Origin of the sequence: Paenibacillus sp. FSL R7-0048, assembly GCF_038004505.1 — a bacterium.
GTDB lineage: Bacteria > Bacillota > Bacilli > Paenibacillales > Paenibacillaceae > Paenibacillus_AQ > Paenibacillus_AQ odorifer.
On sequence record NZ_JBBORF010000001.1, the window covers coordinates 884,370 to 897,608 of the forward strand.

The 13,239-nt window shown below is 43.0% G+C and carries 9 protein-coding genes; 8 read left to right on the top strand and 1 reads right to left on the bottom strand.

Translation table 11 applies throughout. The features are described from left to right. Positions 1-123 precede the first annotated feature (123 nt). From NSQ91_RS03855 to NSQ91_RS03865, 3 genes are all read left to right on the top strand, one after another. Positions 124-2,031, top strand: a complete 1,908-nt coding sequence (locus NSQ91_RS03855; RefSeq protein ID WP_340916493.1) for a flagellin N-terminal helical domain-containing protein — start codon at positions 124-126, stop codon at positions 2,029-2,031. 165 nt (positions 2,032-2,196) lie between these two features. Then, a complete protein-coding gene (locus NSQ91_RS03860) occupies positions 2,197-3,570 on the top strand; it encodes a hypothetical protein (RefSeq protein ID WP_076305178.1) in 1,374 nt (457 codons plus the stop codon). A gap of 80 nt (positions 3,571-3,650) precedes the next feature. Beyond that, complete coding sequence (locus NSQ91_RS03865; RefSeq protein ID WP_038574107.1) at positions 3,651-4,307, top strand: M48 family metallopeptidase; 657 nt, start codon at positions 3,651-3,653, stop codon at positions 4,305-4,307. 58 nt (positions 4,308-4,365) lie between these two features. Here NSQ91_RS03865 and NSQ91_RS03870 read toward each other — a convergent pair whose 3' ends face one another. Further along, positions 4,366-6,063 (bottom strand): PucR family transcriptional regulator, encoded by a 1,698-nt coding sequence (locus NSQ91_RS03870; RefSeq protein WP_076305179.1) that lies wholly within the window; start codon positions 6,061-6,063, stop codon positions 4,366-4,368. Positions 6,064-6,604: 541 nt separating this feature from the next. On the opposite strand from NSQ91_RS03870, the gene NSQ91_RS03875 reads away from it, so the two are divergent. From NSQ91_RS03875 to NSQ91_RS03895, 5 genes are all read left to right on the top strand, one after another. Further along, the gene (locus NSQ91_RS03875) at positions 6,605-7,315 is read left to right on the top strand and encodes a DUF2877 domain-containing protein (protein ID WP_081391937.1); all 711 of its coding nucleotides are present in this window, start codon (positions 6,605-6,607) and stop codon (positions 7,313-7,315) included. A 3-nt stretch (positions 7,316-7,318) separates the two neighbouring features. Further along, on the top strand, positions 7,319-8,863 hold the full coding sequence (gene fdrA / locus NSQ91_RS03880) for an acyl-CoA synthetase FdrA (RefSeq protein ID WP_076305180.1): 1,545 nt from the start codon (positions 7,319-7,321) through the stop codon (positions 8,861-8,863). Between the two features lies 1 nt (position 8,864). Further along, the gene (locus NSQ91_RS03885) at positions 8,865-10,295 is read left to right on the top strand and encodes a YlbE family protein (protein WP_076305181.1); all 1,431 of its coding nucleotides are present in this window, start codon (positions 8,865-8,867) and stop codon (positions 10,293-10,295) included. An 89-nt stretch (positions 10,296-10,384) separates the two neighbouring features. Then, on the top strand, positions 10,385-11,926 hold the full coding sequence (locus NSQ91_RS03890) for a hypothetical protein (RefSeq protein WP_036684876.1): 1,542 nt from the start codon (positions 10,385-10,387) through the stop codon (positions 11,924-11,926). Positions 11,927-11,960: 34 nt separating this feature from the next. Then, complete coding sequence (locus tag NSQ91_RS03895) at positions 11,961-13,226, top strand: tetratricopeptide repeat protein (protein WP_076305182.1); 1,266 nt, start codon at positions 11,961-11,963, stop codon at positions 13,224-13,226. The last annotated feature ends 13 nt before the right edge of the window (positions 13,227-13,239 follow it).

The following is a 13,239-nucleotide window of genomic DNA, read 5'->3' on the forward strand; positions in this document are numbered from 1 at the left end:
TTCAACTTTTCAGCGGGGGACGGTGGGAATTTAAGGCGAGGCCTTAAGACACGGGTAATTTGACCTAAAAAATTACTAAGGACTATCCGATATAGAAGATACTAACAATTGAAAGGTGATTAAATGCGAATCGGTCACAACATCACGTCTTTAAATAGTTTGAACAGATTAAATAAAAATAATAAATCTATTACAAGTTCACTAGAGAGGTTATCTTCTGGACTTCGGATAAATATAGCGGCAGATGATGCTGCAGGATTAGCAATTTCTGAGAAAATGAGAGCACAGATTCGTGGATTGTCTCAGGCAGCAAGGAATACACAGGATGGTATTTCACTAATTCAGACTGCTGAGAGTGGACTTGGAACTATACAAGATCCTAATCTGCTAAGACTACGGGAGCTTGCAATACAGGCTTCAAATGATACCTTAACAAATTTTGATCGAACATTGATTCAAAAAGAAGTTGAGCAGATAAAGCTTGGGATAAATGATATTGCTAATAACACTCAATTTAATGGAATTTATTTATTGAATAATGACCTCGAAGTAAACACGAATATTACCCCAGTACAGGGCAATATAAGTACGAACTGGACCGCTAACATACCTGCCAGAGATTTATCTAAGACTTCAGATGGAGGTTACGTCGGAATAAGAATTCCCGGTAATAATCCCTTCAAATTAGATAGTATGGGTAATCTGGTTTGGTCACAAGCAATTCCTAATATGGATGTGTATAGTATTAAGGAATCTAGTGATGGTGGTTATATTTTATTAGGAAATGATTTCTCAGCAGGGGCAATTTCCGATCAAAGGATAAATATAATTAAATGGGATGCGAATTTGAATGAGCAGTGGAGTACAGGGGTATCTGGTGTCTACTCCATTATGGGGAATGAAGTAATTGAGACTAGTGACGGTTCCTTTATTGTGGCAGGGACGGGTTCCGGTATTCAAAATTGGGATGGCCTTATGGCTAAATTTAATAGTAGTGGTGTGCAACAATCCACCTCGATAGTGGGTTCTTCACAATCCAATCCTGTTGGCTATGGAAGCGAAGAATTTAATTCTATTATTGAAATTGCTGACGGCGGTTATTTGGCTATTGGTTCATCAAGTCTCCAACTAAACGGTTCTTATACCGATAAGTCAAGCTGGGTTGTGAAATATGATAGTAACTTAAATCCGTTATGGGACACACGAGTCGGTGCTGCTGGGGATGATGAAGGTTACCGGGCCATCGCAACCAGTGATGGAGGGGCCATAATTGTTGGTTCTTATAACGACTCTACTAAAACTAGTGGATTAATCTATAAACTAGACAGTAGTGGAAACGTATTGTGGGAGAAGAATATCTCAAATGAAACTTCCAACTCCAGTCAACTTACTAGCATTACAGAAATGAAAGATGGGAATTACATCGTTGGAGGAATAGTAGATAATAATTATCGTCTTTCCATCTTTGATCCACAGGGTAATGAATTGGCTAATGTTAATCTAAATGGTGGGGGCTCTACGGATAGACTAAATAACATTATTAGTAATGATGACGGAAGTTACACTTTTTCATCTACAACTGGGATAACCAATTTCAATGTATCTTACGGATCAAACCCTGGTACCACATATGATTACAAAACAGTAAATCTTCAGGTGGGAGCAAACTCTGGGAATAACTTCGCTGTTAAATTAACAGATGCTAGAACTACTGCTCTGGGAATTGCGGATATAGATCTTTCAACTAGACAAGGTGCCGAATTAGCGATTTCGAAAATAGACAAAGCTATAAATACCGTTTCATCCAGGCGTTCAATGTACGGCGCGTATCAAAATGCATTAGAACATATCCATAATAACCTAACCAATTACGAAGTAAACTTAACAGCAGCTGAATCACGAATAAGAGATGCGGATATGGCAAAGGAAATGATGAAGCTTACCAAATACAATGTCTTATCTCAAGCATCACAAGCGATGTTGGCTCAAGCTAATCAACAGCCTCAAGGCGTGTTAGAGTTGTTAAAATAGGGCTATACATACAGTCTATGCATTTCAGTGCATAGGCTTTTTTTAGAATCTATGATGATCTAAGAAATGATTTACAAAAAAATTTCCAGAGACTATTATATTTCTATGCGTAATATTTTCCTTTTTTAACTAGATTATTGTAAGAATTTATCTTTGGAGGTTCAAATGAAAAAGCACGACAAAATCATTTCCTTCATCTTCATGTTCATTATGATGGTGACGGCTATTTTCTGGGTAAACTCGACCACTAGTTGGACTATGATGGGTACCCTTGCTTCCGTAGCCTGTTTCGTACTTTTTGTATTATTGGGACTCCGCACTATACCTGTTTTGACAGATTTTGTTCTGACAAATCCAGCACCTGAAGTAACTCTGGAAGATGAAATACGGGACAGAAAGCAGGCTTGGCTATATATTATCGGCTGGGTTGTGGCTAGTAGGGTCTTGCTTATGATTATCGGGTATATATTTTTGATCATACAGAATGGCTATTCCGGTGGTTTGTTTAGCAAAATAGCTGAGACCTGGCATATATCGGGGATCGACGCTTCACATTATTTGGGCATCGCGGAGAATTGGTATGTGACGGAGGGAGATCCGAAATACCATATTGTGTTTTTTCCTTTTTTTCCAAATCTAATTAAAGTAGTTCAGGTATTCGTAGGGAATTATCTCGTCGCTGGATTCATCGTTTCTAATATTTGCTCGCTTGTTGCTGCCTTGGTCGCCTATGAGCTTGCCGCACTAGACATGCATCGAAAGAGTGCTATGCGAGTAGTAAAGTATATTTTTATATTTCCGGCTGCGTTCTTTTTCTTTATTCCTATGACCGAATCTCTATTTCTGGCCTTATCTCTGTTGTGTTTATATTTTGTGAGAAAAAAAGAATGGCTCATCGGATGTTTATGCGGTGCACTTGCAGCGTATACGCGTTCTCCAGGGGTGCTGTTGATTGTACCGGTTGCGATTGAATTTGCACGGGAACTTATCGGGAATTATAAATTACTAGATAAAAAAGCGTTTATACATAAACTGACCACCGCCATTGGCTGTCTTGCTATCATATCGATGGGTTTGCTGGCTTATCTTTACATCAACTATTATGTTACGGGAAATGCTTTTCAGTTCAGTATTTACCAGAGGGAGCATTGGTCACAGAAGTTCTATCTCTTTTTCGATACCGTAAGATATCAGATGGAATATGCGGTGGGCACCTTTAAAAGTGGAGATAGCCGTTCTTTTCTCGGCATGTGGCTGCCTAATTTAATCGCTATATTCTCAGCACTAATTATCATGTTAATGGGAGCAAGAAAACTACGGCCATCCTACACTGCTTATTTTATCGTGTATTTTGCTTTCGTAGTGGGAGCTACTTGGCTGCTGTCAGCCCCGCGTTATTTGCTTGTTGCCTTTCCGCTAGCTTTTGCTGCCGTTGCGCTCACTAATGAAAAGCCGAAGGATGTTGCACTCACTGTTATATCTGTTGTGGGTAGTATACTGTACTTGGCAATGTTTGTAGCGGGATATCCGGTGTATTGAGGAATCGTGCTAAAATAGGAGAACGTCTAGGTGCGTTCTTCTTTTTTATTGCGAATAATCTTATAGAAACGATGGTGGGTATGAAGATTGATTACGACAATCAGGTGATCGAGTTTAATGTTCAATATGGAAACGGAAAAAAAATCTCCATTCATATAGATTCGTCAGGGCGCATAACACTCAAGGTTCCTAAGAAAACATCTGAAGAGACGATTAAAAGTGTGGTTGAGCGTAATGGCAAAATGATTGTGGAGAAGCTGCAAAGTCTCGAAGCGGCTCGTGAAACGCCAAAGATGATCAGAGCCTACGAAGATGAAGGGAAGTTCCTGTATCTAGGCAAATATTATTCTCTGCATGAGCTTATAGAGACAGCGGAGCTAAGTGAAGAACAACTTCAGTTAAAGCTGAAAAAGTTCTATTTCTCTAGCTGCAAGAAGCTTATAGGAGAGCGGATCACTAGGTACCAGACGCAGCTTAGAGTAAAACCTAAGAGTATCGAGATTGTAGAGTCCAGGACCAAATGGGGAAGCTGCAGCTCCGATAAAAAGCTAACCTTTAACTATCGTCTGGCCATGGCTCCCGTGGAGGTTATCGATTATGTGATCATTCATGAGTTATGTCATTTGCTGCATATGAACCATGATCGCTCCTTTTGGCGACGGGTTGGAAGCCTAATGCCGGATTATAAGGAGAAGGAAGAATATTTAGCAAGATATGGACGGGCTATGACGTTATGAAAAAAAGGGTATTCCAGTGCAACTAGAGTAATGGTTGCCGGGAATACCCTTCGTTATTTTAACCCCTTTGCAGCAATCGATAGAGGTTAAGTGCCAGTTGAATCTCGAATAACTCATCTGAGTTTTTCAGATCTATATTTAGCAAATCTTTGATTTTATCAATCCGGTAAATAAAGGTGTTGCGGTGAATAAACATCGCTTTGGCGGCTTCGGTTACATTCTGATTGTACATAAAATAGTACTCCAAGGTAGACATGAATCTCGTGTTCATCGTCTGGTCATGTTCATGGATGCCTCCCAGAACTTTGTTAAAGAATGTCTCCATTTCCGTAGGCTTAATATTGGAATCCAAAAAATGATAGACAGAATAATCCTCGAAGTGAGCAATGCTCCGGCTGTCTTTATTAAACCGCTGCATGAGCCGCATAGCTTCCTGGGCCTCGAAGAAGCTTCGATGGAGCGAAGCAAGTGTCTTATACTGACTGCCAATGCCGATGAGAAAATGATTTTTAGTCATTTCCTGAGCCAGCAACTGCAGCACCTCTTGAGCAAAGGCTTTCGTATCGCTTACGGAAATTGGCGGTTTATTTTCATTTTTTCCGATCAAGATGATGATTTGCTGATTGCGATAGTAACAGATTAGCTCTCCACCTGCATTACTGGACAAGCCATAGATTAAATTGACACATTTTTTGACCATATGCTCCATTTCGTATTTTCTATAAACCATGTCCGTGTAGTTTTCCAGCTGTGTAGCTTCAATATGGATAACTGTACAGTAATACGCATAGTTAACTTTAAGCCCATGCATAGCAGATAGGGAATGCAGTGTTTCTGTTGAAGTAATATTGCCAGCTAATAAGTCGTCGAAGAAGTCCTGCCTAATTTTATGCTTTACCTCTTCGATTTCCTTGGCTTTGATCCGGTCCAGTGCAAGCATCGTGGATACATGCTCTAACGCGGTGTAGTCAAATTCAACCAGCTTGCGTACCGTTTGCAGAACGACGATATACGCGTAAGCGTTACTGGATACAGAAACCGGCATAATGCAGCACTTGTACGGCTGTCCCTGAGAATAGTAGGTGCGTTTGATGGATTTTTTGATTTCAGTAATATACTTTGGGAAAGCTACCGTGAACTCTGGTGGAAAAACAGGCCTGTTCTTCACCAGTGGCAGGAATTCCTGAAGTGGAGATGGGTTATCCTTATGATCTGTATAGCAGAGTAGGTTCCAGTCTCTATCTAATATAAGAACAGGGTTATGGATCGTGTCGGACAATTCCGCCGATATTTGCTCAATACCGCCTCCTTCGAGTGCGATTTTGAACAGCGCATTATGAAGGTCGAGCGAGCGTCGGTTCACTGCATCGTAATCCGCGTTGGTCTTTTCGTTAATGATCGCAATGACTCTGGACAAGGTGTATTCAAAAGGGAGCTCCAGTAGCGGGAGTCCATGCTTATCAGCAAGCTCGATCATATTCTGCGGGATAGCATCGAAATATCGCTTCATTTTGATGCAGAGTCCTGCACAGTTATTCTCCACCAGCTCATGAATGAATTTGTTCTGCAGCTCCGTGCTGTCTTTGAAGATATATCCGGTGGATAAAAGCAGCTCGTTCGAGGTCAGCCAGTCAAATACGTCCGGATTCTCGATGATATTAACTACGGAGATTTGATTGTTTAGACCAGAATGCCCCGCAACGATCTTTATGCCTTCGATGGATTTGATTTGTAAGATATCTTTTATCGTTAGCATCAATTCACACCTCTCATCTTCGCCCATTGTGCAATGTGCATAGTGATTGCTTGTTGTTTTTAGTGTTCTTGTATGATGACCCCCAGTGTACGGAGGACTACAATAAGGGTGTCAGGTAACGTTTATCCGTTAAACTGTGATATATTTCACAAAAATATCCTTTTTCACACAGAAAGCAGCTCAATCTTCATCATTCTTGGAATTTTATGAACTGAGTGTAACATCTTCTATCATTCATCATCAACCGTTAAGGTTTTTTTATGAGAACGCTTTCTATATAGGATAACCTGACAGTAAGTGACCAAACCATTATCTACTTCCTTCTCAAGGGGGCGATCAAACGGAGCATTCTCAGAACAAGTGTACCTCTTATTTAAAAGCTGGGATATCCAGTGATAGCGCGTTCTTTTATCGGATTCGAGAATCAAGATTTTTCGGAAATGTACACAGCATATTTGAGCGGACGATAAATGTAAGGTGCAAGGCAACTGATGAATTATATACCATTGCGAGCAGTAGGGTAGATAATGCGCCTAATACTTTGATCACAGAGGTTAGTAGTTTTTCGGATCTTGGACTGGTTGTGGGAGATGAAGTTTTTGCGGAGAATGATCAATTATATATTGGCACTAAGCTTTCAATATCGATCAAGGAACTGACAGTTTGGCAGAGCTCTTTATCTATTTTTCCAATAGAACTAAAGACGCTAAGAGATAATTTGGCTGCGGCAAGGGCTTATATCAATAGCTATGGAAAACCAGGCGGTATAAAGCAGTTTGCGGGTTCTAGCAGCTTTGAGAGAGAAACGATGCGGCTGCTGGAAGAGCAATCTTCAGGTCTTCTGAATGCCTTGGCGAATGACAGCATGGAAGAGGCTACTCATTATGCAATTCGACTAATGGGATTAGGCCCAGGGCTGACTCCGTCGGGAGATGATTTTTTAGTTGGATTGTTTGCTGTGATCCATCTGCCTCAGAGTCCTATTAGTAAATATCAGCCGTGGTGCAGGGAAGTCGTGAACGAAGCAGCTGAATTAACGAATCAAATAAGCTATATGGCTCTGAAAAAAGCGGCTTGGGGTCAGGTGAGAGAGTCAATGGGTCAGTTGCTGCATTCGCTCATGTATGAGAGTAAGGAAACTATGCTTCTTGGCTTATCGGCAGTGCTGGATATAGGTTCTTCTTCCGGAACAGATATTGCCTTGGGGATCATTAGCGGTTTGGATCTTAATCTAGAACAACGTTGGAGGTAAGATATGTCGACTAAAATAGTAATTAAAAGAAACACATACTTTGATTCCGTCTCGCTCATGTCGTTGTCGACCAAAGCGAATCAAATAGAGGGTGTCGAACAAGCTTTTATCGCAATGGCTACTCAAATGAATAAAGAGGTATTAGCGAATGTAGGGCTGATAACCCCTGAGCTAGAGGAAGCTAAGAATAGTGACCTGATGATCGTAATCAAAGCAGCATCCCCTGAGCTGGCTGAAGTTGCCTTTGAAGCAATCGAAGAGCTGTTTATTAAAAAAGACAGTGCAGTTGGCGGTACAGCGCTTAAATATCCAACAATTGAGTCGGCAGTGAAGAATATGACAGCAGCTAATCTTGCAGTGATTTCAGTCAACGGAGCGTTTGCAGCCAGAGAAGCAAGAAAAGCGCTGGAGAATAATCTCCATGTCATGATGTTCAGTGACAACGTAAGCGTAGAAGACGAAATTGAATTAAAAAAAATAGCACATGAGCGTGGATTGCTGATGATGGGGCCGGATTGCGGAACCGCGATCATTGGAAATATGGCATTATGTTTTGCTAATAAGGTTCGTAAAGGCAATATCGGCATCGTGGGTGCATCCGGCACAGGAAGTCAGGAAATCAGCGTGCGGATTCACGATTTTGGCGGAGGCATCTCACAGTTGATTGGCACAGGCGGCAGAGACCTAAGTGAACGTGTCGGCGGAGTAATGATGCTTGATGCGATGAAAGCGCTTAACGAAGACGAAGCCACTAAGGTCATTGTGTTGATTTCCAAGCCACCCGCCAAAAGTGTGGAACAAAAAGTTCTGAATGAAATCAAAAATATGCATAAGCCTGTCGTGGTCTGCTTTATCGGAGGAACGGAGGAAGCTGTTCTGGAAGCAGGTGGACATTTTGCCAAAACAACTAAAGAGGCCGCGCTAAAGGCGGTAATTCTATCCGGCATTGATGAGAGCCAAATTGACAAGCATCCGCTAAACCTTCCGCTGATTGAGGAGATTAAGGTCAAGCTGAAGCCAGAACAGAAGTATATTCGCGGGTTATTCTGCGGCGGTACTTTATGTGATGAAGCGATGTATCTAGCGATGGAGAAATACGACGATGTCTATAGCAACATTCCAAAAGATCCGGAATATCAGCTGGGTGATATCCATATCAGCCAAGGACATACGTTTATTGATTTTGGGGATGATGGGTTCACTAACGGCAAACCACATCCGATGATTGATCCTTCTTCACGGATTGCCAGATTCAAGCAGGAAGCAAAGGACCCGGCGGTGGGCGTGATCATTATGGATTTTGTATTAGGCTATGGATCGCATGAGGATCCAGTAGGTGTTATGGTGCCTGCAATTATTGAGGCTAAGCAAGCAGCGGAACAAGAAGGCAGACATTTGGAGATTGTCGGCTATGTACTTGGAACCGATCTGGATACACCTTCCGTCCAAGAACAGCTTGATAAGTTGGTATCCGCGGGCGTTACCTATGCAAGCAGTAATACGAATGCAGGACTTCTTGCCAGAGGTTTTGTAGAGAAGGGAGTATAACATGAGCAGAATCAATGAGTTATTTAAGAGTGAACTTCACGTTATCAATGTCGGCCTAGAAATGTTCAAGGATGATATCCTGAAGCAAAAAGGCAACGTAACCCATCTGGAATGGAAGCCACCTGGTGGAGGTAAGCCCGAATTAATTGCCGCACTGGATGCGTTAGAGCAAGAGGGAATTGCTGCAAAGATTGAGGCTGCCAATAAGCTGGCTGTAGAGCGAATCGTGAATTCACAACCGGTATTGGTTGGTTTTGATCAAGCGATCAACGTCGTACCAGGGATGACTAAGACTACGATATTACATGCAGGACCTCCGATTACCTGGGATAAGATGAGTGGTCCCATGAAAGGTGCAGTTACCGGCGCTTTGGTCTTTGAGGGCTTGGCGAAGGATCTGGATGAAGCTGCCGAACTAGCGGCATTAGGTGAGATTACGTTCTCCCCTTGTCACGAGCATAATTGTGTGGGTTCCATGGCAGGGGTAACCTCAGCCTCTATGTTCATGCACATTGTAGAGAATAAAACGTATGGCAACATCGCTTATACGAACCTTAGTGAGCAACTGTCGAAAATCTTGCGGATGGGTGCAAACGATGAAACGGTCGTTGCCCGTTTGATCTGGATGAGAGATGTGCTTGGACCGATGCTGCGTGAGGCGATGAAGTTCTCTGAGAACGGCATTGATCTGCGGCTCATGTTATCCCAGGCGCTCCATATGGGAGATGAATGCCATAACCGCAACAACGCTGGAACGACTCTTTTGATTCAGGCATTAACGCCGCTTATCCTTAGAACGGATTTTACCAATGAGCAGAAAATCGAAGTGTTCGATTTTGTGGCAATGAGTGATTATTTCTCCGGACCAACCTGGATGGCTCTTTGTAAATGTGCGCTTGATGCTGCCCATGGCATCGAGCATAGCACCATCGTAACAACGATGGCTCGCAATGGCGTGGAATTCGGTATTCGTGTCAGTGGAATGCCAGGCAATACCTGGTTTACCGGCCCTGCGCAAAAGGTTGTCGGACCGATGTTTGCAGGGTATAAGCCGGAAGATTCGGGACTCGATATCGGTGACAGTGCGATTACCGAAACCTATGGTATAGGTGGCTTCGCCATGGCAACCGCGCCGGCGATTGTAGCATTAGTTGGGGGAACCGTAGATGATGCCATGAACTATTCTGTGAAAATGAAGGAAATTACTACGACGGAGAATCCAAATGTGACGATTCCTTTGTTGAACTTCCGCGGAATTCCTACTGGAATCGATATTCGTAAAGTGGGTCAAACCAGCATTATGCCAGTGATCAACACGGCTATTGCCCATAAGGATCCAGGCATCGGAATGATTGGAGCCGGAATCACTCATCCTCCAATCGAGTGTTTCGAGCAAGCCATTCTCGCTTTTAGCCAGAGCATGCATTCATAGAACCACCCGCCCTTCAGGCCTATTCAAGGGCCTGAGGGCTTCATAAGCCATTGGTATGTAAGCGCTAACGATCTAGGGGGAGATTTATTATGGATCAAGTATTTATGAAGATGTTCTGGAAAAAGGGAGATTGGGCCGCGTTTTTCGGGCTGCTTGCTAACAATTTAACCAATCTGCTTACGATGATTTCATTGTTAATTTTTGTAGTAGGATTTCCGGAAGGTATGGTTTACGGCAGAGTCGTTCCTGCGTTTGGACTCGCGATTTTTATCGCAAGTATTGCTTATGGCTGGTTTGGATATCAGCTAGCCAAAAAAACAGGCCGAACGGATATAACCGCATTACCTTCAGGACCTAGTGCTCCATCGATTTTTACGGTAACTTTTCTAGTGTTAATTCCCGTATTTAGAGAAACCAATGATGCATCATTTGCGCTGCAAATTGGTCTCGTATGGTGTCTGTTCGAAGCTTTGATCCTTATTGTCGGCTCATTTCTGGGAGATGTGCTGCGTAAGGTTATTCCAAGAACTGTGCTTTTATCTTGTTTATCTGGACTTGGATTGTTATTGCTGGCCATGAACCCGATGCTGCAATCCTTCGAAACACCAGTGGTTGCTTTTGTTGTACTTGTGATCATCTTTATTAACTGGTTTGGCAAATCGCCGATATTCAAAAAAATTCCTACAGGATTCCTGCTGCTGATTGCTGGAACCGCGCTGGCTTGGATATTCGGTTTGCAAAATCCAGAAGCGATCACAACGGCTCTTTCAACACTTGGGTTTAATCCACCTGAGGTGCATATTACCAGCTTAATTCAAGGGATTCCGCATGCCTTGCCATACCTGGCTTCTGCAATTCCATTGGGACTGGCGAATTATATTTTTGACCTTGAAAATATTGAGAGCGCACATGCTGCGGGAGATCCTTATAACACTCGTAACGTTATGCTAACGAACGGGGTTGCTTCAAGTATTGGTGCTTTTACAGGTAATCCGTTCCCGGTAACTGTGTACATTGGTCATGCAGGCTGGAAATCTATTGGGGCTGGACTTGGTTATACCATAGCTTCTGGTTTCTCCATGTTAATTATTTGTCTCTTTGGCATAGGAGCACTGCTGTTGTCTATCATACCTGTTGTGGCGATTGTTCCGATTCTGGTCTATGTCGGGGTCGTTACGGCGAATCAGGTGGTTCGAGAGACACCTAAAAATGAAGTGCCCGTTATCTTTATCACCTTGTTCCCATGGATTGCTAACTGGGCTTTAACGCTTGCGAACAACATTTTTAATGCGGCTGAAACTTCGGCTTCTAAGGTGGGGATTGATCTCTTATTAAGTAAAGGGGTTTATTACAACGGGCTGATGCATTTAGGAAATGGTGCACCGCTTAGCAGCTTGATTTGGGGCTCCATCACTATTTTCTCTATCCTGAATAAACCACTGCGGGCTGCTGTCTTTGCTGTAATCGCGTCTGGCCTATCTTTATTTGGGATCATTCACGCGCCGACTGTTGGATTTGCTCAAGCTTCACTTATGCCGTTCGTATACGCCTATTTGATGGTTGCAGGATTATTTGTTTATAAGCATTTTTCAGACCTTCGTGACCCAGCGAACAAGCTGCAATCCGAATAAATAATTGATAAAAAGAAATAGGAGAGCTAGAGCCATGACTAATCAAACTCTGTCAGAAGATTTAATTCAAGCAGCGGATCGCGGGGATTTAGCTGCCGTAGAACAGCTTTTAGCTCGTGGTGCCGATGTTCATCATAAGGATGCCAGTGGTCGTACTGCGCTGATGGCGGCAACGCAAAAAAATCATATTCCTCTCGCTCAAAAGCTGATTGAAGCAGGCAGTGACGTGAATGCAAGAGATATCACTATGTTATCACCCTACCTGTGTGCCGGTGCCAATGGATTTCATGAGATTCTGTCTTTAACTCTTGCCGCAGGTGCGGATACAACCAGTGTAAATCGTTTTGGGGGAACTACACTGCTCCCCTCCAGCGAGAAGGGGTATCTAAGAACTGTTCAGAAATGCCTGGAAGCAGGTGTTGCAGTTAACCATATGAACAATCTGGGATGGTCTGCCTTGTTGGAGGCAGTAATTCTCGGGAATGGTGGCCGTTTATACTCCGATATTATTCAGTTGTTGGTGGATGCTGGAGCGGATGTTCAATTGCCGGATCGTGACGGCAAATCATCGTTGCAGCATGCCGAAGAGCTGGGTCAGGAGAGGGTCCTCCGTATTCTCAATAAAGAAAAGCTAACGCTTCATCCACGTATTCAAAGCGCTCAAGAGCTAGCTCGGGCAGAGGATTTCCGGAAAGCAAGTTTGGTTATGGAACATGCAGTGCAAGAGGACAGTAATAATTCAGACTTCTATTACTATAAAGGATACTTCTTAGGGGAACTCGGGAGATATGAGGAAGCTCTGGCAGCCTATCAACAGGCACTTACTATTGATCCGGATGACCTTGATTTCTATTTCTATACCGCAAATGCCTACCGAATGATGAAGCGATCCGAGCAAGCGTTAGCAGAGTATGACAAAGTGATAGAACGCGATCCTGGCGAAAGCTTCTTCCGCTATCATAAATCCAATTATTTAAGAGAGTTGGGCAGGCATGAGGAAGCGGTTAAAGTTATGGATCAGCTTCTGGAACAGCAGCCTGAACGGTATGATTTCTCGTTTCATAAGGCGAACAGCTTGAGATCACTTGGCCGGCATCAAGAGGCAGTTGAGGCGATTGAGAACGCAATTGCTAACGATCCGAGCAATCCTTTATATCATCATCATAAGGCACAGTCACTTGGTTTACTTGGTGATCATGAAACGGCGATTCAAGAAATAGATATTGCTATCAGCTATAATCCTGCCAATCCGGATTTTCACTCCGCGAAGGAACAATTTCAGCTGGCCCTTAAACGCTAATAAATGAGGATCA

Bases quoted from the DNA above. Each gene is read 5' to 3' on its own strand.
- NSQ91_RS03885 (WP_076305181.1), top strand. From the start codon at position 8,865: ATGAGCAGAATCAATGAGTTATTTAAGAGTGAACTTCACGTTATCAAT.
- NSQ91_RS03870 (WP_076305179.1), bottom strand. From the start codon at position 6,063: ATGCTAACGATAAAAGATATCTTACAAATCAAATCCATCGAAGGCATA.
- NSQ91_RS03860 (WP_076305178.1), top strand. From the start codon at position 2,197: ATGAAAAAGCACGACAAAATCATTTCCTTCATCTTCATGTTCATTATG.
- NSQ91_RS03890 (WP_036684876.1), top strand. From the start codon at position 10,385: ATGGATCAAGTATTTATGAAGATGTTCTGGAAAAAGGGAGATTGGGCC.
- NSQ91_RS03865 (WP_038574107.1), top strand. From the start codon at position 3,651: ATGAAGATTGATTACGACAATCAGGTGATCGAGTTTAATGTTCAATAT.
- NSQ91_RS03895 (WP_076305182.1), top strand. From the start codon at position 11,961: ATGACTAATCAAACTCTGTCAGAAGATTTAATTCAAGCAGCGGATCGC.
- NSQ91_RS03855 (WP_340916493.1), top strand. From the start codon at position 124: ATGCGAATCGGTCACAACATCACGTCTTTAAATAGTTTGAACAGATTA.
- fdrA (WP_076305180.1), top strand. From the start codon at position 7,319: ATGTCGACTAAAATAGTAATTAAAAGAAACACATACTTTGATTCCGTC.